General features: G+C 60.0%; 21 protein-coding genes and 1 tRNA gene. 11 read left to right on the top strand and 11 right to left on the bottom strand.

Annotated elements, in window-relative coordinates; translation table 11 throughout:
- Window position 1 precedes the first annotated feature (1 nt).
- Window positions 2–541: a response regulator transcription factor gene (locus tag HSS18214_RS0102790; RefSeq protein ID WP_016913788.1), complete on the top strand. Its 540-nt coding sequence runs from the start codon at window positions 2–4 to the stop codon at window positions 539–541.
- Here the strand turns inward: HSS18214_RS0102790 and HSS18214_RS0102785 are convergent.
- Both HSS18214_RS0102785 and hybE read right to left on the bottom strand, forming a co-directional pair.
- Window positions 538–1,311, bottom strand: coding sequence for a 3-hydroxybutyrate dehydrogenase (locus tag HSS18214_RS0102785; protein ID WP_016913787.1), 774 nt, complete (start codon window positions 1,309–1,311; stop codon window positions 538–540). The genes HSS18214_RS0102790 and HSS18214_RS0102785 overlap by 4 nt on opposite strands.
- Window positions 1,312–1,404: 93 nt before the next feature.
- Entirely contained in the window at window positions 1,405–1,836 is a 432-nt protein-coding gene (gene hybE, locus HSS18214_RS0102780; protein ID WP_016913786.1) for a [NiFe]-hydrogenase assembly chaperone HybE, read from the bottom strand.
- Window positions 1,837–1,986: 150 nt separating this feature from the next.
- On the opposite strand from hybE, the gene HSS18214_RS0102775 reads away from it, so the two are divergent.
- Window positions 1,987–2,250 carry a GrxA family glutaredoxin gene (locus HSS18214_RS0102775; RefSeq protein WP_016913785.1) on the top strand — a complete coding sequence of 88 codons (264 nt, stop codon included), beginning with the start codon at window positions 1,987–1,989 and terminating at the stop codon, window positions 2,248–2,250.
- A gap of 129 nt (window positions 2,251–2,379) precedes the next feature.
- On the top strand, window positions 2,380–3,147 hold the full coding sequence (locus HSS18214_RS0102770; protein ID WP_016913784.1) for a VOC family protein: 768 nt from the start codon (window positions 2,380–2,382) through the stop codon (window positions 3,145–3,147).
- A 25-nt stretch (window positions 3,148–3,172) separates the two neighbouring features.
- On the opposite strand, the gene HSS18214_RS0102765 is transcribed toward HSS18214_RS0102770, so the two are convergent.
- Both HSS18214_RS0102765 and HSS18214_RS0102760 read right to left on the bottom strand, forming a co-directional pair.
- Window positions 3,173–3,835 (bottom strand): CoA transferase subunit B, encoded by a 663-nt coding sequence (locus HSS18214_RS0102765; protein ID WP_016913783.1) that lies wholly within the window; start codon window positions 3,833–3,835, stop codon window positions 3,173–3,175.
- Between the two features lie 47 nt (window positions 3,836–3,882).
- The gene (locus HSS18214_RS0102760) at window positions 3,883–4,581 is read right to left on the bottom strand and encodes a CoA transferase subunit A (protein ID WP_016913782.1); all 699 of its coding nucleotides are present in this window, start codon (window positions 4,579–4,581) and stop codon (window positions 3,883–3,885) included.
- A 186-nt stretch (window positions 4,582–4,767) separates the two neighbouring features.
- Here HSS18214_RS0102760 and HSS18214_RS0102755 point away from each other — a divergent pair, with 186 nt between their 5' ends.
- From HSS18214_RS0102755 to HSS18214_RS0102745, 3 genes are all read left to right on the top strand, one after another.
- Window positions 4,768–5,664 carry a LysR family transcriptional regulator gene (locus HSS18214_RS0102755; RefSeq protein WP_016913781.1) on the top strand — a complete coding sequence of 299 codons (897 nt, stop codon included), beginning with the start codon at window positions 4,768–4,770 and terminating at the stop codon, window positions 5,662–5,664.
- A gap of 151 nt (window positions 5,665–5,815) precedes the next feature.
- Window positions 5,816–6,697, top strand: coding sequence for a 1-acylglycerol-3-phosphate O-acyltransferase, YihG family (gene yihG, locus HSS18214_RS0102750; RefSeq protein ID WP_016913780.1), 882 nt, complete (start codon window positions 5,816–5,818; stop codon window positions 6,695–6,697).
- A gap of 119 nt (window positions 6,698–6,816) precedes the next feature.
- On the top strand, window positions 6,817–7,599 hold the full coding sequence (locus HSS18214_RS0102745; protein WP_026001679.1) for a LysM peptidoglycan-binding domain-containing protein: 783 nt from the start codon (window positions 6,817–6,819) through the stop codon (window positions 7,597–7,599).
- Between the two features lie 62 nt (window positions 7,600–7,661).
- Here HSS18214_RS0102745 and gcvT read toward each other — a convergent pair whose 3' ends face one another.
- Entirely contained in the window at window positions 7,662–8,774 is a 1,113-nt protein-coding gene (gene gcvT / locus HSS18214_RS0102740) for a glycine cleavage system aminomethyltransferase GcvT (protein WP_016913778.1), read from the bottom strand.
- 88 nt (window positions 8,775–8,862) lie between these two features.
- A complete protein-coding gene (locus HSS18214_RS0102735; RefSeq protein ID WP_016913777.1) occupies window positions 8,863–10,266 on the bottom strand; it encodes an alanine/glycine:cation symporter family protein in 1,404 nt (467 codons plus the stop codon).
- Between the two features lie 409 nt (window positions 10,267–10,675).
- Here HSS18214_RS0102735 and gcvH point away from each other — a divergent pair, with 409 nt between their 5' ends.
- Entirely contained in the window at window positions 10,676–11,065 is a 390-nt protein-coding gene (gene gcvH, locus HSS18214_RS0102725; protein WP_016913775.1) for a glycine cleavage system protein GcvH, read from the top strand.
- A gap of 164 nt (window positions 11,066–11,229) precedes the next feature.
- On the top strand, window positions 11,230–14,121 hold the full coding sequence (gene gcvP / locus HSS18214_RS0102720; RefSeq protein ID WP_016913774.1) for an aminomethyl-transferring glycine dehydrogenase: 2,892 nt from the start codon (window positions 11,230–11,232) through the stop codon (window positions 14,119–14,121).
- Window positions 14,122–14,153: 32 nt separating this feature from the next.
- Here the strand turns inward: gcvP and HSS18214_RS0102715 are convergent, their stop codons facing one another.
- On the bottom strand, window positions 14,154–15,053 hold the full coding sequence (locus HSS18214_RS0102715; protein WP_016913773.1) for a LysR family transcriptional regulator: 900 nt from the start codon (window positions 15,051–15,053) through the stop codon (window positions 14,154–14,156).
- Between the two features lie 216 nt (window positions 15,054–15,269).
- Here HSS18214_RS0102715 and ppnN point away from each other — a divergent pair, with 216 nt between their 5' ends.
- From ppnN to HSS18214_RS0102700, 3 genes are all read left to right on the top strand, one after another.
- On the top strand, window positions 15,270–16,652 hold the full coding sequence (gene ppnN / locus HSS18214_RS0102710; protein ID WP_016913772.1) for a nucleotide 5'-monophosphate nucleosidase PpnN: 1,383 nt from the start codon (window positions 15,270–15,272) through the stop codon (window positions 16,650–16,652).
- Window positions 16,653–16,685: 33 nt separating this feature from the next.
- Entirely contained in the window at window positions 16,686–17,414 is a 729-nt protein-coding gene (locus tag HSS18214_RS0102705; RefSeq protein WP_016913771.1) for a sulfite exporter TauE/SafE family protein, read from the top strand.
- Window positions 17,415–17,503: 89 nt separating this feature from the next.
- Window positions 17,504–17,707 carry a hypothetical protein gene (locus HSS18214_RS0102700; RefSeq protein WP_016913770.1) on the top strand — a complete coding sequence of 68 codons (204 nt, stop codon included), beginning with the start codon at window positions 17,504–17,506 and terminating at the stop codon, window positions 17,705–17,707.
- Window positions 17,708–17,760: 53 nt separating this feature from the next.
- Here the strand turns inward: HSS18214_RS0102700 and HSS18214_RS0102695 are convergent, their stop codons facing one another.
- From HSS18214_RS0102695 to HSS18214_RS0102680, 4 genes are all read right to left on the bottom strand, one after another.
- Window positions 17,761–20,472, bottom strand: coding sequence for a cation-translocating P-type ATPase (locus HSS18214_RS0102695; protein WP_016913769.1), 2,712 nt, complete (start codon window positions 20,470–20,472; stop codon window positions 17,761–17,763).
- Between the two features lie 169 nt (window positions 20,473–20,641).
- Window positions 20,642–20,718 (bottom strand) — tRNA-Pro (locus tag HSS18214_RS0102690).
- A 122-nt stretch (window positions 20,719–20,840) separates the two neighbouring features.
- A complete protein-coding gene (locus tag HSS18214_RS0102685) occupies window positions 20,841–21,653 on the bottom strand; it encodes an inositol monophosphatase family protein (RefSeq protein ID WP_016913768.1) in 813 nt (270 codons plus the stop codon).
- A gap of 138 nt (window positions 21,654–21,791) precedes the next feature.
- Window positions 21,792–22,271 carry an anti-virulence regulator CigR family protein gene (locus HSS18214_RS0102680; protein ID WP_016913767.1) on the bottom strand — a complete coding sequence of 160 codons (480 nt, stop codon included), beginning with the start codon at window positions 22,269–22,271 and terminating at the stop codon, window positions 21,792–21,794.
- Window positions 22,272–22,597 lie beyond the last annotated feature (326 nt).

Below are 22,597 nucleotides of genomic sequence, written 5' to 3'. Positions count from 1 at the left end.
CATGCAGAACCAAGACCAGCGCCTGTTGATCGTGGATGATGATGAAATGTTCTGTCACGTACTGAGCCGCGCGTTGACGCGCCGTGGCTTCGAGGTGATGGTGGCCCATGACGCCGACCAAGCCATGGCGACCGCCGCGCAGTTCCTGCCCACCATGGCCACACTGGATTTGAAGCTCGAGCACAGCTCGGGGCTCAAACTGCTGCCCGAGCTGCTCAACACCGTGCCGGGCTGCCGTATCGTCGTACTCACCGGCTACTCCAGCATTGCCACCGCCGTCGAAGCCATCAAGCTGGGAGCCATCAACTACTTGTGCAAACCCGCCGACGCCGATGACGTCATGGCGGCCTTCGAGCACCCGGAAGCCGACCCCAACGTGGAGCTGGCCGACAACCCGCCCTCGATCAACCGCATTACCTGGGAACACATCCAGAAAGTGCTACAGGAGCACGATGGCAACATTTCGGCCACGGCAAGAGCCCTTGGCATGCATCGCCGGACGCTTCAGCGCAAGCTGCAGAAGCGCCCGGTACGCCGTTAGTGGGCGGTCCAGCCCAGGTCGATGTTCCAGCTGGCACCGGTCACTGCGCCCGCAGCATCCGACGCCAGATAGGCGACTAGCTGGGCCACTTCGGAAGGCTCGATCAGGCGTTTTACCGCTGCGTTTTTCAGCATGATCTTCTCGATCACTTCCTGCTCACCCATATTATTGAGCTTTGCCTGGTCGGCAATCTGATTGTCGACCAGCGGCGTCTTGACGTAGGCCGGACAAATGGCATTGGCCGTGATGCCCTGCTCACCCCCTTCGAGGGCCGCCGTCTTGGTCAGACCGATCATGCCGTGCTTGGCACTGATGTAGGCGGCCTTGCCGGGTGACGCCACCTGAGCATGGATAGAGGCGATATTGATGACTCGCCCCCACCCTTTCTGACGCATGTGCGGCCAAGCCGCCTGGGTCAGCAGGAAAGGCGCGGTGAGCATCAGGTCGATGATTTGCCGCCACTTCTCCTCTGGAAAAGACTCGATGGCCGCCACGTGCTGAATACCGGCATTGTTCACCAGGATATCCACGCCACCAAAGCGCTTCACGGCGTCGGCAATGGCACCACGGCAGGCGTCCGGGTCGGTCAAATCGGCCTTGTAGAAAGCCGCACCGGCCTGATCGGCCACCTCCTGACCTGCCTCATTGAAATCCACTGCCAAGACCTGGTGACCCTGCTCGCAAAAATGCTGGACCACGGCGGCACCAATACCGCTGCTGGTACCGGTGACGACTGCAACACGGGGCGTTGACGCTTTATCTGCTGACATGCAGGCTTCCTTTTATCGAATCGACTGAAATGAAGGTATAAACGCTTAAAATTATAGGTGCAGTCTCGGGCTTCTGCCTTCTACCGAGTAAACTCAGAGAGTAGCAAGTGACATCAACTGCTCCATCATGCGCTGGGCAAGCCGAGACGCCTCTTGCAGGCTCTCCAGCTCGCTCAGGTCGTTCAGAATGCAACGCTGATAGAACTCGATACCGTTCGGCAAGCGCTCGAGCGTCATCCGATAACGGCCAGACGGCAAGGACACCACCAGGCTCTCTTCCAGGGGGGCCGACAGCGTTGCCTGCTCAGGCACCACCAGCATCCATAATGCGCACGGGGTAATCAGCGCACCGACCAGGGTGCTGGCGCCGTTGATTCGCACCTCGCCGTATTGAAAACACAGCGCATCGACGCTCAATCGAGGGTTGTAGTGCGCCTCCTTTTTCAGCGCCGCTAACGATGCGTCTCGGTAGCTGTTCGCCAACTCGGCCAGATAGCCATAGTCCTGGGCCTGCAAGGCTTGCATGAGAATACTCCTGTGAATGCTCGGTGTTGCTGGCCCCTATTGTAGGGCTTTATGGAGAGCGTAGCGTCCTGCTATTGGCGAAACACCTCGGGCTACGCCACAATGGGGCGCTACTGTACAAGCCATACCTTACTCAACGGAGTCATTGCCATGTTCGTGGTTATTTTTGGGCGTATGTCCTGCCCCTTCTGTGTACGCGCCAAACAGCTTGCCGAGCATCTGGAAAACAGTGGCAAGATCGAAGGCTATCGCTACGTCGACATGCCTTCCGAAGGCGTTACCAAGGAAGATATTGCCAAAACGGCTGGCAAGCCCATCCACACCGTGCCGCAAGTCTTCATCGACCAGCAGCACGTGGGCGGTTACACCGAGTTCGACCAGTTCGTTCGCGACAAGCAGCTGCTCGCCTCCTGACCCTGCCTGATCATCCGGCGTTAAAACCTCCATCGATTCGCGTTGAAGCCGCCAAGGCTCGCTTGCCTATACTGAGCTTTTGATAACCGTGTTCGTTTTACCCAGGCCAGTAGGCGGCGAGGAATCCCGATGCAGCGCGAGGAGTTTTTACAACAGCTTTGGCTGGACTATATCCATAATCATCCGGATATCGGTGCACTCAGGCTATGGCCCATCAGCACCAGCGCAGAATACCTGACGCTGGTAACACTCAACCATGGCCCTTTCGCTACCAGTGCGCTTAGCGCCCCCTTGGCCAGAATGGGCTATCGTTCCGTCGGCCACTACGCCATGGCTGACAAAGGGTTACTGATTCACCTGCTGGCACCCAACGATGACAGTAGCTGGCTGGTGCTGGCGGAGCTGCAGGTCGGGGCGCTCTCCAGAACACCCAGAGAAGCCCTGACCGCTCTGATACAGCAGAGCCACCCCGCCGACTGCAAGGGCCACAACCTGCTGTGCCGAGGGCGTCCGTGGCCCATGCCAAGCTGGGCACTCTATCAACAGCTGTATACGGCACACCCATTGGCTGCCTGGCTGGCCGTCATGGGACCACGCCTGCATCATGCCGGATTCGATTGCGCCACGCTGGATGCCTCGCTGGACGCACTGGGCCTACAGCTGGAACACGTGGGGCTGCATGCCCTCGATAGCCAACAAAACGGGGTATTTTCGGTGTCCAGCCTGCTGGATCATCGCTTCTATCCCGCCATGCCGCAGAAAATCGTCTTCAGCGAAGGCGATGAGCACCGCCTTTGCCTCGGGGGGCTTTCACTGACACAACGCCACGTGGAAGATGATCACAAACGGCTAGCGGAAATTCTGCTGCCGTTCCATGCCCGCTGCGAAATGGCGTGAGTCGCGTTGACCCACGCCACCCACGTCATGCGTCGAAGGTCATTTCTGGCACATGGTCGGGGACGATCAGCTTGCCCGCGGTCTTTTCGACGATCTCCTCGACGCTGACCCCAGGCGCACGCTCCTTGAGAATGAACGCGCCGTCCTTGATTTCAAGATAAGCCAGGTCGGTCAGAACACGGTTGATACAGCCAGCACCGGTCAGCGGCAGCGAGCATTTTTCCAGTAGCTTGGACTCACCATGCTTGGAAGCGTGAGTCATGGTGCAGATGATGTTCTCTGCGCCCGCCACCAGATCCATGGCGCCGCCCATGCCCTTGATGAGCTTGCCGGGAATCATCCAGGACGCAATATTGCCCTCCTGGTCCACTTCAAAAGCGCCGAGCACGGTCAAGTCCACATGCCCACCACGAATCATGGCGAAGGATTCGGCTGACGAGAAAATGGCCGCGCCGGGACGCGCCGTCACGGTCTGCTTGCCCGCATTGATCATGTCAGGGTCGACTTCTTCCTCGGTAGGAAAGCGCCCCATGCCCAGCAAGCCGTTTTCCGACTGCAGCATGACATCCATGCCGTCGGGGATATAGTTGGCCACCAGCGTGGGAATGCCGATTCCCAGATTCACATAGAACCCGTCCTGGAGTTCACGAGCCACTCGCTGTGCCATTTGTTCGCGTGTCAAAGCCATGGTGCCACCTCTTGTCGTTGAGCAGTAATGGAAAATAGGCAAACTGATTAGCTGCGCACGGTGCGCTGCTCGATACGTTTCTCGAACGTGCCCTGAATGATGCGATCCACATAAATGCCGGGAGTGTGGATCTGACTGGGCTCCAGTTCGCCTGGCTCAACAATCTCCTCTACTTCTACCACGGTAATCTTGCCAGCAGTGGCGGCCATGGGATTGAAGTTCTGGGCAGTGTGACGGTACATGACGTTGCCATAACGATCGGCTTTCCACCCTTTGACGATGGCGAAGTCACCCTTGATGGCCTCTTCGAGGATATAGTGACGACCGTCGAACTCACGCACTTCCTTGCCTTCACCAATCGGCGTGCCGTACCCGGTGGCCGTGAAGAACGCCGGGATACCTGCGCCAGCTGCGCGCATCTTTTCCGCCAACGTCCCCTGCGGCGTCAGCACCACTTCGATTTCATCATTCAGCATCTGCCGCTCGAACAGCGCGTTCTCGCCTACATAAGAGGCAATAATCTTGCTGATCTGGCGGTCTTCGAGCAGGATGCCCAGCCCAAAACCGTCGACACCGCAGTTATTGGACACCACGGTCAGGTCGCTGACCCCACGGCGCTTGATTTCAGCAATCAGGTTTTCGGGAATGCCACACAGGCCAAAGCCACCTGCAATCACGGTCATGCCGCTTTCCAGGCCTTCCATCGCTTCTTCATAGGAAGATACACGCTTGTCGAATCCTGCCATTGTGTTGCCTCACGTGGTTGGTAAAACGTTATCGGATATTGTTCGTTACGTGGTTGCTGACCAGTCTGGCACAAAAGCTGCGCGCTGGATGCAGTTGCTTCGATAGAGTCAGTGTTGTGCTTGATGATATATTTGTTAAGTTTGTTTTTCTTATCAATTTATTTTAATAACTTATAAAGAGTCCTCATGACCGTCAAGCAGCTCAGGGCCTTTCTGGCCGTGGCCCAAACACTCAGCTTTACTCAGGCATGCGAACGCCTGCATCTTTCCCAACCCGCACTTAGCCTGGCCATCAAGGGGCTCGAAGACTCACTGGGCGGCAAGCTGCTGATTCGCAGCACGCGTAGCGTTCGCCTCACCCCTGAAGGCGAGTCACTGTTTCCGTTGGCCAAGCACCTGCTGGCCCAGTGGGACAATACCGAAGAGCGCTTGCGCCAGCGCTTCACGCTACAGCTGGGCCGTCTGAGCGTGGCCGCTATGCCCTCATTTGCTTGTAATCTGCTACCCGGTGCGCTGGTCAAGTTTCGCCAGCGCTATCCCAAAATCAACGTCACCGTGCACGATGTCATCAATGAGGAAGTCATGGACATGGTGCGCTCCAGGCAGGTCGAGCTGGGCATCGCGTTCGCCCCCGAGGGCGCTGGCAGCTTGAGCTTTACGCCACTCTTCGAAGATCAGTTCGTGGCTGTCGTCCCTCCCGGCTCCCCGCTGGCCCACCGGCACAGCCTGAACTGGCAAGCGCTGCTGCGCCACGACATGATCACACTGCAACGCCCCTCCATGGTAAGGCGCTTGCTGGAGCAGGAGTTGGCAAGGCAAGGTATCGAGCTTCCCGTGGCTTTCGAAAGCCATCAGCTCTCGACCGTAGGGCGCATGGTCGCGGCGGGGCTAGGCGTCAGCGCCGTGCCCTCCATGTGCATTCAACAAATGGACGAGCTAGGCGCCCACTGCCTGCCGCTGACCGAGCCCGGCATTGCCTGTCGAGTGGGCATATTGACTCACCAGGAGCTCTCGGTGGCCGCCCATGCGTTACGTAACGTACTCATCGAAAACATTAAAACTCCCGGACTGGCGCGCCACTGATCACGCCACGCACGGCAAAGTTATGCTGGGCAGTCTGCGCTTGTTCCATTAGCATTTGTCCCTACAGGCGCAGAGTGCTCCTGGCGCGCCTTCCCTCAGGGAGCCCTGGCAGCCGCTCTGTGCGTAGCATCAGTAGATCGAGGACCGCGGTATGCCAATCATCAAAGGGGCTGTCAGCATCTTGCTGCTGACGCTGAACACACTGGTTTGGGGTGTGCCCCTGATTATTTTGACGCTGCTCAAGGTCATCACTCCCGGCCGTAAAGCCAAGGAGTGGCTGCTGAAAGGACTGTGCGCGGTGGCCTTGAACTGGATCGGCGTGAACCTCTGGTGGATGCGCCTGTGGTTGAAGCCTCAGGTGTCCATTCAGGTGCCTGATAACCTAACGCCTGAGCAGTGGTGGCTGGTCATCTCCAATCACCGCAGCTGGACCGATATTTTCATTCTGTTCATGGCGCTGCACCGCCGCATCCCGATGCCGCGCTTTTTTCTCAAGCATCAGCTGATCTGGATTCCGATTGTCGGGCTGGCCTTTTGGGCACTGGAATTCCCCTTCATGCGGCGCTTTACCCGCGAACAGATTGCCAAAAACCCAAGGCTTGCTACGGTAGACAGAGAATCCACCGAGCGTATCTGCCGCCGCGCACGGCACGCCCCCATTTCGATATTCAACTTTGTGGAAGGCACTCGCTTCACGCCGCTCAAGCGTGACGCTCAGCAGAGCCCTTACCGTCATCTGTTACGCCCCAAGGCGGGCGGCGTCGGACAAGTACTTAGCCTGCTGGGCAACCAATTGGATGGTATCCTTGATGTCACCATCAGCTATGCCAATCCGACGCCAACCTTCATGGGCTTTCTGTGTGGCAAAGAAGCCCCCATTACCCTCGAAGCCCGGCAGATTGCCATCCCGGAGTGGATGCAGGATGCCAACTACCACGAAGATTCGCAGCACAAGGAACGCTTCCACGCATGGATCAATTCACTGTGGCAGGAAAAAGACGCGCTGCTGGACAGCCTCAGCGACCACGACTAGGGCTTTGGCTGAGCGCTTGCCTTATCGTCAGCCTGCTGGCGGGCTGTGCCAGCTCGACACCGGCGACCAGCCAACGCACCTCGGAAAGCAGCAGTGCCAGCACATTGAGCGGTGGCTGGATCGAGGTAGGCCGAGGAGACACCTTGGGGCAGTTGGCCGCTCGCGCCAATGTGCCCATCGAGCGTCTGGAGCGTTTCAATCCGGGCGTCAATGCTCAGCGCCTGAACGTCGGCCAACGGCTGTTGATTCCCACCCAGCAGGAGCGTGCCCCCTCAGGCGGGCCTTACCGCTATCAGGTACGCGCGGGTGATACCTACTCTGGCATTGCACGCCATTTCGGCACGACCACAGGCAGGATACAAAGCGCCAACCCTGGCACCCCCGCCACCGCACTGCGGGTGGGCCAGATCATCAGCGTACCCTTGAGTGGTAGCGGCAGAGCCGTCGCAGCCAGCAGTGGCGGGTCGAGCGGCTCATCGGCAGCACCCGCGACGCCTGCGGCAACGCCCAGCGCCAGCCTGCCCGCGTCGGCACGCCGCTGGCCCTGGCCGCTGGAAGATTATCGGGTCGTGCGGCGCTTTGGTGCCGATAGCCGTGGTACGCTACAGCCGATGTTGCTGGCCACCCAGGCCGGTGCCAAGGCCAAGGCCGTGGCGCCTGGAGAAGTGCGCTTTGCCGATGGCATGCGCCAGCTGGGTGAGGTGGTGATCGTGCATCATGCCGACAACCTGCAAAGCGTATATGCGCTCTGCGAGCGACTGCTGGTCAACGTCGGCCAGCAGGTGAGCGCTGGCGATGCCCTGTGCGAAGTCGGCCAAAGCGCCTCGACGCAGCGCTATGACCTGCTCTTCGACCTGCGCCAGGGCGGCAAGCCCATCGACCCGCGACAGGTGTTGAGATAGAAGGTATTGAGGTAGAAGGTATCGAGCAAGCCCCCGCTTTTGGGGGCTTGCACAGAAGTACCTCACCCTCGATAGTAGCCTGGCTCCACGAAAGGCATTGGCGTGACCGTCATGGGCAGCGACTTACCCCGAACCAGCGCAAACACCGTCGTGCCCGGCGCTTCCCATTGCCGTTCCACGTAGCCCATGGCCACGGGCTTACCGACGCTGGGGCCAAACCCGCCGGAGGTTACCTGACCGATCTCCTGGCCTGACTCATCCACCAGCGTGACGCCTTCACGTACCGGGGCACGCCCTTCCCCCACCAGACCGACCCGCTTGCGGGTATGATCCTTGGCATCCACCTGATGCAGAATGATATCCGCCCCCGGGAAACCTGCCGGGCGCTCTCCCCCATGGCGGCGCGGCTTGCCGATGGCCCAGATCAAGCTGGCCTCTACCGGCGTGGTGGTCATGTCCATGTCGTGGCCGTAAAGGCACAGTCCCGCCTCAAGACGCAGGGAATCCCGCGCCCCCAGGCCAATCGCTTCCACTTCCGGTTCGGCGAGTAGCGCTTCGGCCAACGCCTGGCTCGCTTCTGCGGCCACGGAAATCTCGAAGCCATCCTCTCCGGTATAACCGCTGCGGCTGATCCACACCTCGTAACCGGCCAGGCTGAAACGACCATGCTGCATGAACGTCATGTCACAGGCCGCGGGGCACAGGCGCTGCATGACATCACGCGCCTGGGGCCCTTGCAGCGCCAGCAAACCTCGGTCCAGCACGTCGATCTGGTGAGTAGAACCCAGGTTGGTGCGTAGATGAGCAATATCCTGATCCTTGCAGGCCGCATTGACCACCAGATAGAAGTGATCTCCAGCGTTCACAACCATCAGGTCATCGATGATTCCGCCCTCGGTCCCGGTAAACAGGCCATAGCGCTGCTGGCCGACCTTCAGCCCCACCAGATCGGCGGGAATCAATGTCTCCAGCGCTTCTGCCACGTCGTCGCCGGACACCAGAATCTGCCCCATGTGCGACACGTCAAACAGACCGCACTGCTGGCGCGTATGCTCGTGCTCCTTTTTCACACCCAACGGGTACTGCACGGGCATCTCATAGCCCGCAAAGGGCACCATTTTCGCGCCTAGCTGAGTGTGCAGTGCATGCAGCGGCGTACGTTTAAGATCGGTCATGGGTTTCCTCAATGGTCAAAAGAGAAACGGGAAGCCTTAAAGGCTTCCCGGCTCTGGTGGATCTTATCTTCCCGCCTGTGAAAGGCGCTTATTTATCGTGATCCAGGGCTTCACCCGGCAGGATGTCCTTACCGGCAAAATAATCCCGAGTGAGTTTAAACACAACCGGCGACAGCAGCGCCAGCGCAATCAGGTTGGGAATGGCCATCATCGCGTTGAAGGTATCGGCCATCAGCCAGATGAAGCCTAGCTGCGCGATGGCACCCAGCGGGATGGCCAATACGAACAGTACGCGGTACAGCATGATGGAGCGCGTGCCAAACAGGAACTGACAGCACTTCTCGCCGTAGAACGACCAGCCCAGAATGGTGGTAAAGGCGAAGACGGCCAGCGCCACGGCCACAATCTGATTACCAAAGCCCGGCAAGGCCGCATCGAAGGAGAGCGCGGTCAGAGAGGCCCCTGCTTCGCCATCGATCCACACCGTCGAGGTCAGAATGACCAGCGCGGTGATGGTACATACGATGATCGTGTCAATGAACGTGCCCAGCATGGCGATCAAGCCCTGACGAACCGGGTTCCGGGTCTGCGCCGCCGCATGAGCGATGGGCGCGCTACCAAGGCCCGCTTCGTTGGAGAAGATACCCCGGGCCACACCAAAACGAATGGCCGCCATGACGGCAGCACCGGCAAAGCCACCGGCAGCGGCAATCGGGTTGAAGGCGTAGTAGAAGATCAGCCCAAAGGCCTCGCCAATTTGCCCCGCGTTGACGATCAGCACCAGCAGCCCAGCCAGTACATAGGCAATCCCCATGATCGGCACCAGCTTACCGGCCACCTTGGCAATACGCTTGATACCACCGAGAATCACTGCCCCGGCCAGCACCATGATGATCACCCCCGTCAGCCAATGGGGAACGCCAAAGGTGGCATCCATGGCATCCGCCACCGAGTTGGACTGTACGGTATTACCGATACCAAAGGCGGCCACGGCGCCAAAGAATGAAAACAGACCACCCAGCCATAGCCACTTTTTGCCCAGGCCGTTCTTGATGTAGAACATCGGCCCACCGATGTGGTTGCCCGTGCTGTCGGTTTCACGGTAACGCACCGCCAGAACCGCCTCGGCAAATTTCGTTGCCATGCCCACTAACGCGGTGATCCACATCCAGAACACAGCACCTGGCCCGCCCAGCGCGATGGCCGTGGCGACACCGGCAATGTTGCCCGTGCCGATCGTCGCGGACAGCGCCGTCATCAAGGCGTTGAACGGCGAAATTTCCCCGTCACTGCTGGCTTCCGATGCGCTCTTGTCGGCAGGTTTTACATCGCGGCCTTGCCACATTAGCTTGAAACCCATGCCGAGCTTGCGTATCGGCATCAGTTTCAAGCCAATTTGCAGGTAGATACCCACCCCCAGCAGCAGCACCAGCATCAACGGCCCCCACACCACGCCGTTAATGGCCCCTAATAGGTTCGTTAACATTTCCACACGACTCTCCTTAACCGAAGGATTAGCAAGTTTATTATAAAGGTCCGGTCACGCTCCCCCCATGACGCTCAGGGAAGAAGCTCCTACGCCTGCCTACCATAGCGTCTACTGCACGCTGAAAAAACGCAAGATTGGCATGTTTTATACCATCTTACTGGTGAACATCCATGGTCATGTCGCCAAACGGCAGAGAAAGCCTCTTTTTTTGGAAAATCAAACGCGCGTCGCCCCAAAGTGAATGGCGTCCAATTTTTTCTCTTTTTGCCACTGATGAGAAACTTGTTTCCAATTGGAAACAAGGTACCATACGCACATGGCACACTAGACAACCCGTGCCCAACAGTCGCCAAGCTGACCGACAGACGCTAGTATGCTGTCGTTCACTCCACTGTTTAACAAGGGAACCTTCATGAGCAATCTTCCAGCTAATTTGCGCTACGCTGCCAGCCACGAATGGGTACTGGATCATCAGGACGGCACCGTTACCGTCGGCATCACCGACCACGCCCAACAAGCGCTGGGCGATGTGGTCTTCGTCGAGCTGCCGGAGGTCGGTCAGAGCCTCAGCAAGGGCAAGGAGTTTGGCGTGATCGAATCGGTCAAGGCTGCTTCTGATCTCTACTCGCCGGTGGATGGCGAAGTGATCGAGGTCAATGAAGCGCTGGAAGATGCGCCTGAAACGGTCAATGAAGCCCCTTACGAAGGCGGTTGGATCATGAAGGTGCGCGTCGAAGGCCAGGCCCTCGAAGGCCTGCTGGACGCCGATGCCTATCAGGCGTCGCTCAGCGCCGACGATTGATAAGCTTTACCCGAACGCCTGCCTCCGTGCAGGCGTTCACGTTAACACCCTGATGCATCACGCGGCCGCCTACCCCTTGGCGGGTTGGACACGCTGCACCGTAGCCACGCTGAACCGGCTGCCCTGAGACCCCACGGTTTACTCATCACGTTCGGAACCTTCCCATGCCTTTTGAAACACGCCGTTTGGCCGAACTGGCCGACCACGATGCTTTTATCAAACGCCATAACGGGCCTAGCCCCGACGATGTCGCCACCATGCTAAAAGCGCTCGATTTGCAGCGCATGGAAGATCTGATCGAGCAGACCGTGCCAAGCGACATTCGCTTGGGCCGCGAACTGGCACTGGACGCCCCCCGTAGTGAAGCAGAAGCCCTGGATTACCTGAGCCAGCTGGCACGCCAGAACCGCGTGGCCAAAAGTTACATTGGCCAAGGTTATTACAATACCCACATGCCCGCCGTGATTCAGCGCAACGTGCTGGAAAACCCCGGCTGGTATACCGCCTACACGCCTTACCAGCCCGAAATTTCTCAAGGGCGCCTGGAAGGTCTGCTGAATTTCCAGCAGGTGGTCATGGATCTCACCGGCATGGAGCTTGCCAACGCCTCCCTGCTTGATGAGGCCACCGCCGCCGCCGAGGCCATGGCGCTGTGCAAACGTGGCAACAAGAAGAGCAAATCCAACACCTTTTTCGTGGCCGAAGACGTCTTCCCGCAAACCCTGGACGTCATCAAAACCCGCGCGGAATTCTTTGGCTTCGAACTGAAGATTGCACCGGCGGAGCAACTGGCAGACGAGGAGGTGTTCGGCGCGCTGGTTCAGTACCCGTCCGCCAGCGGCAACATCACCGACCTCGCGCCGCTGCTCGCCAAGGCCCAGGAAAAGGGCATCATGACCTGTGTCGCCACGGATCTGCTGAGCCTGGTACTGCTGAAAGAGCCCGGTATCTTTGGTGCCGACATCGTCGTGGGCAGCTCGCAGCGCTTTGGCGTACCCATGGGCTTCGGTGGCCCCCACGCGGCGTTTTTTGCCACCTCCGACAAGCTCAAGCGTTCCATTCCGGGCCGCATCATCGGCGTTTCAAAAGACAGCCGTGGCAAGACCGCGCTGCGCATGGCCATGCAGACCCGCGAACAGCACATTCGTCGCGAGAAGGCCACTTCCAACATCTGTACCGCCCAGGCGCTGCTGGCCAACATTGCCGGTTTCTATGCCACTTATCACGGTGCCGAGGGGCTGCGCAAAATTGCTGGCCGCGTTCACCGTCTGACCACCCTGCTGGCCACCGGCCTGCAACAGGCGGGTGTGCAGCTGGCCAACGATAGCTGGTTCGATACGCTGCGCCTTACCCAGGTCGATGCAGGCAAGATCCATGGCCGCGCCATGACCCACGACATCAACCTGCACTATTTCGCCAATGGCGATGTCGGCATCAGCCTCGACGAAACCACGACGGCCCATGACGTCGCGACCCTGTTCGATGTGCTGCTCGGCGATGAGCACGGTCTTTCCGTCGCCGCCCTCGACGAGCAAGTGGTGGAAGGCAAGCTGGCAGGCATTCCGGCAGAGTACCAGCGGGAAAGCGACTTCCTGAGCCATCCGACGTTCACGCGCTACCGCAGCGAAACCGAAATGCTGCGCTACCTAAAACGCCTTGAGAACAAGGACCTCTCACTGGCCCATGCCATGATTCCGCTGGGCTCATGCACCATGAAGCTCAACGCCACCAGCGAGATGATTCCGGTCTCTTGGCCTGCCTTCGCGCACCTGCACCCCTTCGCACCTCGCGACCAGGTGGCGGGCTATCATCAGATGATCGACGAGCTGGCCGCTTTCCTGGTGGAAGTGACCGGCTATGATCATATCTCCATGCAGCCCAACTCTGGCGCTCAGGGCGAATATGCCGGCCTGCTGGCCATTCGCCGCTACCAGGCCGCCCAAGGGGAAGCCCACCGGGATGTGTGCCTGATTCCCAGCTCTGCCCACGGCACCAACCCGGCATCTGCCGCCATGCTGAGCATGGAGGTGGTGGTGGTCGAGTGCGACGCCAACGGCAACATCGACCTGACCGACCTGACCCAGAAGGCCGAGCAGTACAGCGAGCGGCTCTCGGCGGTGATGATCACCTACCCGTCTACCCACGGCGTATTCGAGTCCCACGTTCGTCAGGTGTGCGAGGTGATTCACCAGCACGGCGGTCAGGTCTACGTGGACGGTGCCAACATGAACGCCCAGGTGGGGCTGACACGCCCAGGCGATTTCGGCGGGGATGTATCGCACCTCAACCTGCACAAGACCTTCTGCATTCCTCACGGGGGTGGCGGTCCAGGCATGGGCCCCATTGGCGTCAAGGCGCATCTGGCTCCTTACGTTTCCAACCACGTGGTCACGCCCATCGATGGCGTACAGCCCGGCGGCGCAGTGTCTGCTGCCGCCTTTGGCAGCGCCTCGATCCTGCCCATCTCCTGGGCGTACATCAAAATGATGGGCGCGCGGGGGCTGCGCGAGGCAACGGAGATCGCCATTCTCAACGCCAACTACATCGCCAAACGGCTGGCCTCGTCCTACCCGATTCTCTATCGCGGCCAGAACGGCTATGTGGCCCACGAGTGCATCATCGACATCCGCCCGCTCAAGAGCGCCTCGGGTATCAGTGAAGAAGATATCGCCAAGCGACTGATGGACTATGGCTTCCATGCGCCGACCATGTCGTTCCCGGTACCCGGCACGCTGATGATCGAGCCTACCGAGTCCGAATCACTCTACGAGATCGACCGCTTCTGCGACGCGATGATTGCCATTCGTGAAGAGATCGCGCGCGTCGAGAATGGAGAGTGGCCGCTGGACAACAACCCGCTGGTCAATGCGCCGCATACCCAGGCCGACGTCATGGACAGCGACTGGCAGCGCCCCTATGACCGCCAGCTAGGGGCTTTCCCCAGCGAAGCCGTCGCCGCCGCCAAGTACTGGCCGTCGGTCAACCGAGTGGATAACGTCTTTGGTGATCGCCAACTGGTGTGCTCGTGCCCCAGCATTGACGAATACCGCCGCTAGGCAAGCCTCCCCTCGCGCCTCTGGGGCCCTGTTCAGGGTTCCAGAGGCGTCGTTTCTTGTAGCCGCTGGTCATGGAAGCCCTTGAGCAGCTTCTCGTAACGCTTGGGCAACACGGAATCCTTGCGCCGCAGCAGATAGAGCACTTCGTGAATGACCTGCGACAGTGGCAGCGGCTTCACCTGGCGCTGCCAGGGAGAAGTTTCCAATACCAGCCGTGACACAACGGTAAAGCCAAGCCCCCGGGCCACGGCGTCCAGCACCATGCTGACTTCGTTGGTAAACCCCTGGTGGCGAAAATGCGTCATGGAGCGGAACTCGTCGGGGAAATTGGCCCGCAGCAGCGCGTTGGCGTGATTGATGCCATCGTAGTAATTGATGAAGCCTAACCCCATCAGCTCGGCCAGGGAACTGCCAGCGAAGTCGGCGGGTACCACCAGGCACAAGGGCTCCTTGTGCCAGACGGTGCAGGCAAGCTCGGTATGGTTGAGCTGCTCGGTGACGATGCCGATATCGTAACGCCCTTCCAACAGGTCGTTGACGATTTCATGATTGAAGGCAAAGCTGTAGTTGACGGTCAGGCTGGGGTGCATCTGCTGCTGCCCCAGGATGTAGGGGTAGAACATCAGCCCAACGCTGCCCGGGGAGGCAATGCGGCACTCGCCGCTATCCAGCGAATCATCGTCCAGCCCATGCCTGAACTGTTCATGCTCGGCAAACAGCTTCAGCGCGTAGTCATAGGCGCGGCGGCCGGACTCGGTGAGCGTAAAACTGCGCCCGTGACGCTCGATCAGCGCTTTATCCAGATAGGTTTCCAGCTTTCTGACATGCTGGCTGACGCCCGGCTGCGTCATTTCAAGGCGTCGTGCGGTGCGCGTGAAACTGCCCGTCTCCACCAGCGTGATAAAGGTACGAAAGTATTGAGCGTTGAACATGGTTTCCCGGCAACTTCATCATTAACGGTCACTGTCACAGTGAGGATCATTAGGGCGCCTAACGCGGATGCCTGCCAGCGCCAAGCCTCTAGCCTAGCATAAAATGCGCCCGCCTCGGCCATGGCACCCCCGAGGCGCAGCAAGGCTGCTGAACGTGAATGAGCGGCATGCTAGTATGCCGGTTGGTCATGATCATACTCAGGGATAGTCCATACAATGACGCAACCTTCAGCACCCCGCGCCACCATTTCCAGCATCATTTCTCCCGAAGGCAGCCTGGAAGTGCTGTCCCAGCACGAGGTCAATCGCCTCAAGAGCACCTCGAAAAGCGGGTTACATGATTTGTTGCGCCGCTGCGCCCTCGCCGTACTCAACTGCGGCAGCCCCACCGATGACAGCCTGGCCCTCCTCGAAGCCTACAAGGATTTCGACATCGAAGTGCTGCAGCAGGATCGCGGCATACGCCTGAAGCTCACCAACGCTCCAGCGGAAGCCTTCGTTGACGGACGCATGATACGCGGCATTCGTGAGCACCTGTCGTCGATCATCCGTGACATCGTCTACGTCTATAACGAGATCCAGCACCACAATCGTTTCGACCTCAGCACCGGCGAAGGCACCACCAATGCCGTGTTCCACATTCTGCGCAAGGCGGGCACGCTGAAGCCGGGCCGCGACCCGAGCCTGGTAGTGTGCTGGGGCGGCCACTCGATTTCCCGTGAAGAGTACGAATACACCAAGGACGTCGGCTATCACCTGGGGCTCCGCGACCTGGACATCTGCACCGGCTGCGGCCCAGGGGCCATGAAAGGTCCCATGAAAGGGGCCAATGTGGCGCATGCCAAGCAGCGCCGCAAGGAGGGCCGCTACCTGGGCATTTCCGAGCCAGGCATCATTGCCGCGGAAGCCCCCAACCCGATCGTCAATGAACTGGTGGTGATGCCGGACATCGAAAAGCGCCTGGAAGCCTTCGTGCGCCTGGGCCACGGCATCATCGTGTTCCCCGGCGGCGTGGGCACCGCCGAAGAGATTCTCTACCTGCTGGGCATTCTGCTGCACCCCAGCAACCAGGACATTCCCTTCCCGCTGGTCTTCACCGGCCCCGCCAGTTCCGCCGAGTATTTCGAGAAAATCGACGAGTTTCTGGTCTACACCCTGGGTGAAGAGATCCGCCGCTTCTACACCATCATCACCGGCGACCCGACGGCCGTGGCACGCACCATGCGCGATGGCATACAGCAGATCAGCGAGTTCCGCCGCCAGCACCAGGATGCGTTCTACTACAATTGGCGTCTGACCATTGCCCGCGAATTCCAGGCCCCCTTCGAGCCTACCCATGAGGCCATGCGCAGCCTGGCGCTGCACCGCCAGCAGCCCACCCACGAGCTGGCAGCCAATCTGCGCCGTGCTTTTTCGGGCATCGTGGCAGGCAACGTGAAAGAGCCGGGCATTCGGGCCATCGAGGCCCACGGGCCTTTCGAGCTGACGGCAGAGCCCGAGCTGATGCAGCGGCTGGACGCTCTGCTCAGCTCCTTCGTGGCCCAGGGCCGCATGAAACTGGATGGGCAGCCCTACACGCCCTGCTATGTGCTCAAGTAAGCCCATGTACTCAAGTAATCTGAGTAACGCCGCATGATCGTTGCCTTTCTGACGCTGATGGCCGCGGGAATCATCAAGGGTGCCATCGGCTCTGGCGTACCGGTCATCGTCATTCCCGTGCTGACCATGCTGTACGACGTCAAACTGGCCATTGCCGTGCTGGTGGCGCCGAACCTGTTCAGCAATGCCCTACAGGTCTGGCAGTACCGCCACCACCTGCTGCCGCATCGCTTCCTGCTCTGGTTCGGCCTCTCCGGCGGGCTGGGCATCGTGATCGGCACCTGGGGGCTGGTAGTGCTGTCGCCCACGCTGCTATCGCTGGGCGTGGCGGCGGCCATCGTGCTCTATCTGGCCATCAAGCTGGCCAACCGCAGCTTCACACTGCCTTTCCCGCTGGCCCAGCGCATCGTGTTGCCGGTGGGGCTGGTGGCAGGCGTGCTGCAAGGCGCGGCGGGCATGTCCGCCCCGGCGTCGGTGACCTTTCTGAACGCGATGCGTCTGGAGCGCCCGGTGTTCATCGGCTCGATATCGGTGTTCTTCGTGGCGATCACCCTGGTGCAGATTCCGGCCCTGCTCAGCGCGGGGATTCTCACCTGGGAGCGCTCGCTGTACAGTCTGGCGGCCCTGCTGGTCATTCTGGCGGCCATGCCGCTGGGCGCCCGGCTGGGCAAACGCCTGCCCCATCGCTGGTTCGACAGGCTCATCATGTGCCTGCTGGCCACGATTGCCGTCAAGATCGTCGTGGATGCATTGATGGCCTGAGGCTATACTGACGGCTGTCTGCTGCCGGGCTGCGCTCGGCATCAGGTACTTATTACCTCTTACTTCAGCACCAGGGAAAGGAGCGACCCATGGAAATGATCAATCAACTGAGCGATGGCAAGGCCAAGGCGTTTGCCAAGCACTGTTTTGAAAGCTACTCCCCGGAAGAGCTGAATGCAGCAGCGGCTGGCAATCCTGACAAGGAGCAGGCCGACCACTGGGGCATTACCGAAGGGCAGTGGCAAGAGGCCGTAGCAGCGGCACTTGCCGACCACAAAGCCCAGGGCAACTAAGCACCCACGTCGCGCTAACGTTTCTGCCGCCTGCCCTTGGCAAGCGGCAGTACTCAACTCCTCCGGCGAAGGATACTTTTCTCCACCTCGACCACGCCATACACGGCCACGCTCCCCGCCAGGATGGCAAGCCAGTGGTGAGCAGCCAGCCCCTCGCTGACCAGCACGAACTGCATGAAGGGTAAATAGGTGAACCCCAGTTGCAGCAGCAGGACCAACCCGATGGCAAGCCACACCGGCCGACTGCCAAACACGCCTTTCCAGGTCAGCGTGCTGTTGAGCAAGTAGCGGCTGTTGATCAGGTAAGCGGCACTGCCCGCCACCAGCATGTTGACCGCCCCCGTGCGAGCCAGCGCTTCGCTACCCCCCTGCCCCAGAATCCAGTTGAACATGCCGAATACGCCAATCAGCAGCAGTAGCGATACGAACACCACCCGCCAAAGCAAAAAGAGATCCAGCAGCGGCGCTTTGGGGTCCCGGGGCGGTCGCTGCATCAGGTCCTTCTCACCGGATTCGAATGCCAGCGCCAGGCCCAGCGTAATGGCCACTACCATGTTCACCCACAGCGCCTGCAGCGGAGTCACCGGCAGGCTCGTGCCCGCCAGCACGGCCAGCATGATGGCCAGCCCTTGGGCACCGTTGGTAGGCAGGATGAAGGTAATCGTCTTGCGAATGTTGTCGTAAACCTTACGCCCCTCTTCGATGGCGTGGACGATGGTGGCGAAATTGTCATCGGCCAGCACCATTTGCGAGGCATCCTTGGCCGCTTCCGTTCCTTGAATGCCCATGGCGACACCCACATCTGCCCGCTTGAGCGCCGGGCCATCGTTGACCCCATCACCCGTCATGGCACACACGCCTCCACGCGCCTGCATGGCCTTGACCAACCGCAGCTTGTGCTCTGGTGACGCCCGAGCAAACACATCCACCTCCAGAATGATCGCTTCGAGCTGCTCATCCGACATGGCCTCCATTTCACGCCCGGTCAAGGCCCGTTCGGTGTGCTGAAATCCCAACTGCCGGGCAATGGCCAAGGCGGTGGCAGCATGGTCTCCGGTGATCATCACCGGGCGAATACCGGCGCGCTGGCAGCGTTTCACCGCCTCGATGGCCTCTTCACGGGGCGGGTCCAACAGCCCTATCAACCCCAGCAGGCGCAACCCCGACTGCACGTGAGGGTGGTCGAGCTCAGCGTCTTCTTCCATTGCCTTCTCGGCAATCGCCAGCACCCGCAAGCCTTTCGAGGACAGCGCTTCGATATGCGCCTCCCACTCGCTGGCCACCAGCGGGGCCTCGCCTTCATCGGTGATCACATGGCTGCTCATTTCGATAATGCGATCCGGCGCGCCCTTGACCAGCAGCCGCCGCCCACCCTCAAGGTCATGCAGCGTGGCCATGTACTTGTGCTCTGACTCAAAAGGAATCGCATCGAGACGCGGGTACTGCTGGCGCAACGCCAGGTGGTCAATCCCCGCTTTCTCGGCGGCCACCACCAGCGCCCCTTCGGTGGGGTCGCCAAAGATTCGATAGCGTTCATCTTCCTGGTGCAACTCGGCATCGTTGCACAGCACACTGGCCAACAGGCAACGCTGCAAGGCAGGCTCATGGGCCCGTCCATTGCACTGCTCCTCGGCGGCCGCTCCTTCCCGGCATAGCTTGCCATGCGAGGCAAAGCCGATACCCTCGAGCGTGAAACGGGCATCCTGCAGCCAGATTGCCTGGGCAGTCATCTCATTACGGGTCAGAGTGCCGGTCTTATCGGAGAAAATGGTGGAAATCGAACCCAGCGTTTCCACGGCGGGCAGCCGCCGGATAATGGCCCGCCGCCTGGCCATGCGCTGAACGCCCAGCGCCAGGCCAATGGTTACAATCGCAGGCAGGCCCTCGGGAATGGCCGCTACCGCCAGGCCCACGGCCGCCATGAACATCTCACCCAAGGGCTGCTGATGCAGCCAGGTACCCAGCAGCGCCGTGATCCCAGCGGCCAGCAGGATAAACACCGCCAGTACTCGGCCAGCTCTATCCAACTGCTGTAGCAATGGCGTCTTGATCTGCTCGACACTGCGCAGCAATTCGGAAATCTTGCCAATTTCCGAGCGCCCTCCGGTCGCCACCACCAGGCCCCGGGCATTCCCCTGCACGACCAGCGTGCTGGCAAACGCCATGTTCGAACGCTCGGCCAGCTCGGTATCGCGGGCCAGCGGTTCGGGCTGCTTATCGACGGGTACCGATTCACCGGTCAGGGCAGCCTCATCGGTTTTCAAGCGCCGTACTTCCAGCAACCGAACATCCGCAGGCACGCGATCCCCGCTCTCGAACAGCACGATATCCCCGGGCACCAGCGCTTCGGCGGGCACCGTGGTGCGCTGGCCATCGCGCAGCACGTTTGCCCGGGGAGAGAGCATGTTGCGAATACTGTCCAGCGCCTGCTCGGCCTTGCCTTCCTGGAAAAAGCCGATCAAGGCAATGATCAACACCACGCCTACGATGGCGGCCGCATCAATCACGTGGCCCAGCAGAAAGCTGGCCACCGCCGCGACCACCAGAATCAGCATCAGAATATTGGCAAACTGCGCCAGCAGCCGCTTGTACCAGGGGCGCCCTTGGGCCTGCTCCAGGCGGTTTTCACCATACTGAGCCAAACGCGCCTCTGCTTCTTCGCGGCTCAGACCTTCGCGGGTCGCCGACTGTTGCGCCAACGCTTCGTCTACCGATAGCCCATGCCATGCCTCGGGCGTTGCAGCCTGCTTGCCTGTGCGACTCATCCCTGCCTCCTGATCGATGCGCTTGAGTAGACCTTCCACCTGCCCAAGAGCATACCGTACCTGGCTGCACAGAATGATTTCCACCGTTCAAAACTTGACGTATATCAAGAGACACCAACATGAGCCAACGAAAAAAGCCGCTGCAATAAATGCAGCGGCTTTTCGATATTGGTCGGAGTGACAGGATTCGAACCTGCGACCTTTGCAACCCCATTGCAACGCGCTACCAAGCTGCGCCACACTCCGATGCCCGTTGGCTTTCGCTTCAGGACGGTGCGTATACTAGCGCTTTATTAGCCAAATGAAAAGCCCTTTTTGCGCTTTCTTTTCAAATGCTTGCCGTACTGGGCTGAAAAGCACCCATCAGGCTAGCGATCCGCGTTTGCCAGCAGCGTCGCCATGGCATCGTACACGCCGGGGGCGGTTACCAACAGCTGCTCTGGGAAAAGGTCGGCAGGAATGCCTTCCGGCACCTCGACCAAATGCCCCACGCGCGCCCCGGCTTCCCGGGCGATCACCCAGCCTGCCACAAAATCCCAGGGGGATACGCTTTCGTAATAGGCATCCAGGCGCCCACAGGCAATGTCGCAGATATCCAGCGCCGCGGCACCGTTGCGTCGGATGTCCTGGCAGTGGGTCAGGACGGCTTCGAGCCGTGGCAGCAGGGCCTTGCGGGCCTGCTTGTCGTAGGGAAACCCGGTAGCCACCAGCGTGCTGGCCAGCGATTCGGCACCGCTGGGCTGAATACGCCGCTGGTTGCAGTAAGCCCCCAGCCCCTGGGCTGCGCTGAAGGTCTCATTCAGGAACGGTGCATGAACGACACCTATCTTGCCCACGCCCTGCTCGATCCAGCCAATGGACACCGCCACATGACGCTGGCCCTGGGCAAAGTTCACCGTGCCATCGATAGGGTCCACGACCCATAGCTGTTCGGCGGGATGGGAGAGCGCCTGTTCAGGGCTCAGCTCTTCGCTCAGCCGAGCCTCACCGGGAAAATGCTCTTCCAGCCGCTGACTGATTCGCTGGTCGACGGCGACATCCACATCGGTGACCAGCTCAACGCCCTCTTTCAAGCGTTGGGCGAAGTTCTGCTGCTCACGCGCCTCGCGGATCATCTGCCCCGCCTCTTCGGCGATGGTGATTGCCAGCGCCAGGCGCGCTTCCAGGGTATACGCTGCCATCAAGTTGCCTCTTCTAACTAACAATGGATGAGTGACAATGGGTGAATTAATAATGAATAAATCAGCATAAGCGTTAGCCGATGGCATTACCATGACAGCCCAAGGCGCTACCGACAGCACTGGCGAAAGGGCATGTATTTAACGTAGGGCGTCTACCAATACATCGACGACCACCCGCGTAGCGGCTTCGATGAGCACCACATCTGCCCCGACGCGCTCCCACTCATAGCCCGGGTAGCGTGGCAGCTGCTGTGCAATGGGGCCATCGAAGCGCTTGGCAATCCCCGGCGGTAGCGGCTTGCCCCGCTCCAGGCGGCGCTGTATGCCGGGCGGCAGCGGCTCGGCGCGGGGGGCTTCGTATTGGCGCAGCAGGCCAAGCAGCTCCCGCTCGTTGATACGCGGCAGATCGATATAGCGCTCCGAGCGCTGCTCACGATCACGGCGATATTCATGGCGATGCTCCCGCTGATATTCATGGCGATGCTCACGACCATTCTGGCCCGCCTGCTGCTCCTGGTGGCCACGGGCGCCATGGGCGGGGGCATGTGCAGGTTGAGCACTCGCCAGGCCGTGCCAGCATAGCGTGCCAAGGAGCACTGCTAGAGAAAGTGGTTTCATGGTTGGCTCCCGATATTGACGTTACCTGAAGAAGCCATGAGTGTAGGCGGGAATTACGCAGGGAGTGTGTAAAGTTCGCGAACTTGTATGAAGAGCCAGCTTGGTAACGCACCTTCATGATCAAGGTGTGACGACGCGCTCGACCATGCCTTGGCTCGTTATGCGAGCCTGAACGTTTGGACGCTGGGTATTCAGCACCAGAGAAGTGGCATCGCCATCGAATACGCCGCGTAAAGCATTAGCAACGGCTAACTGGGTAGGTTGGTTGCTTTCACCTACGGAGCAGGCTGCGAAGCGGTATGGTTCAAGGGCATCATCCAGGTGTT

This window comes from Vreelandella stevensii S18214, assembly GCF_000275725.1.
In the GTDB taxonomy this organism is placed as follows: Bacteria; Pseudomonadota; Gammaproteobacteria; order Pseudomonadales; family Halomonadaceae; genus Vreelandella; species Vreelandella stevensii.
This window is presented reverse-complemented; position numbering and strand designations above follow the sequence as displayed.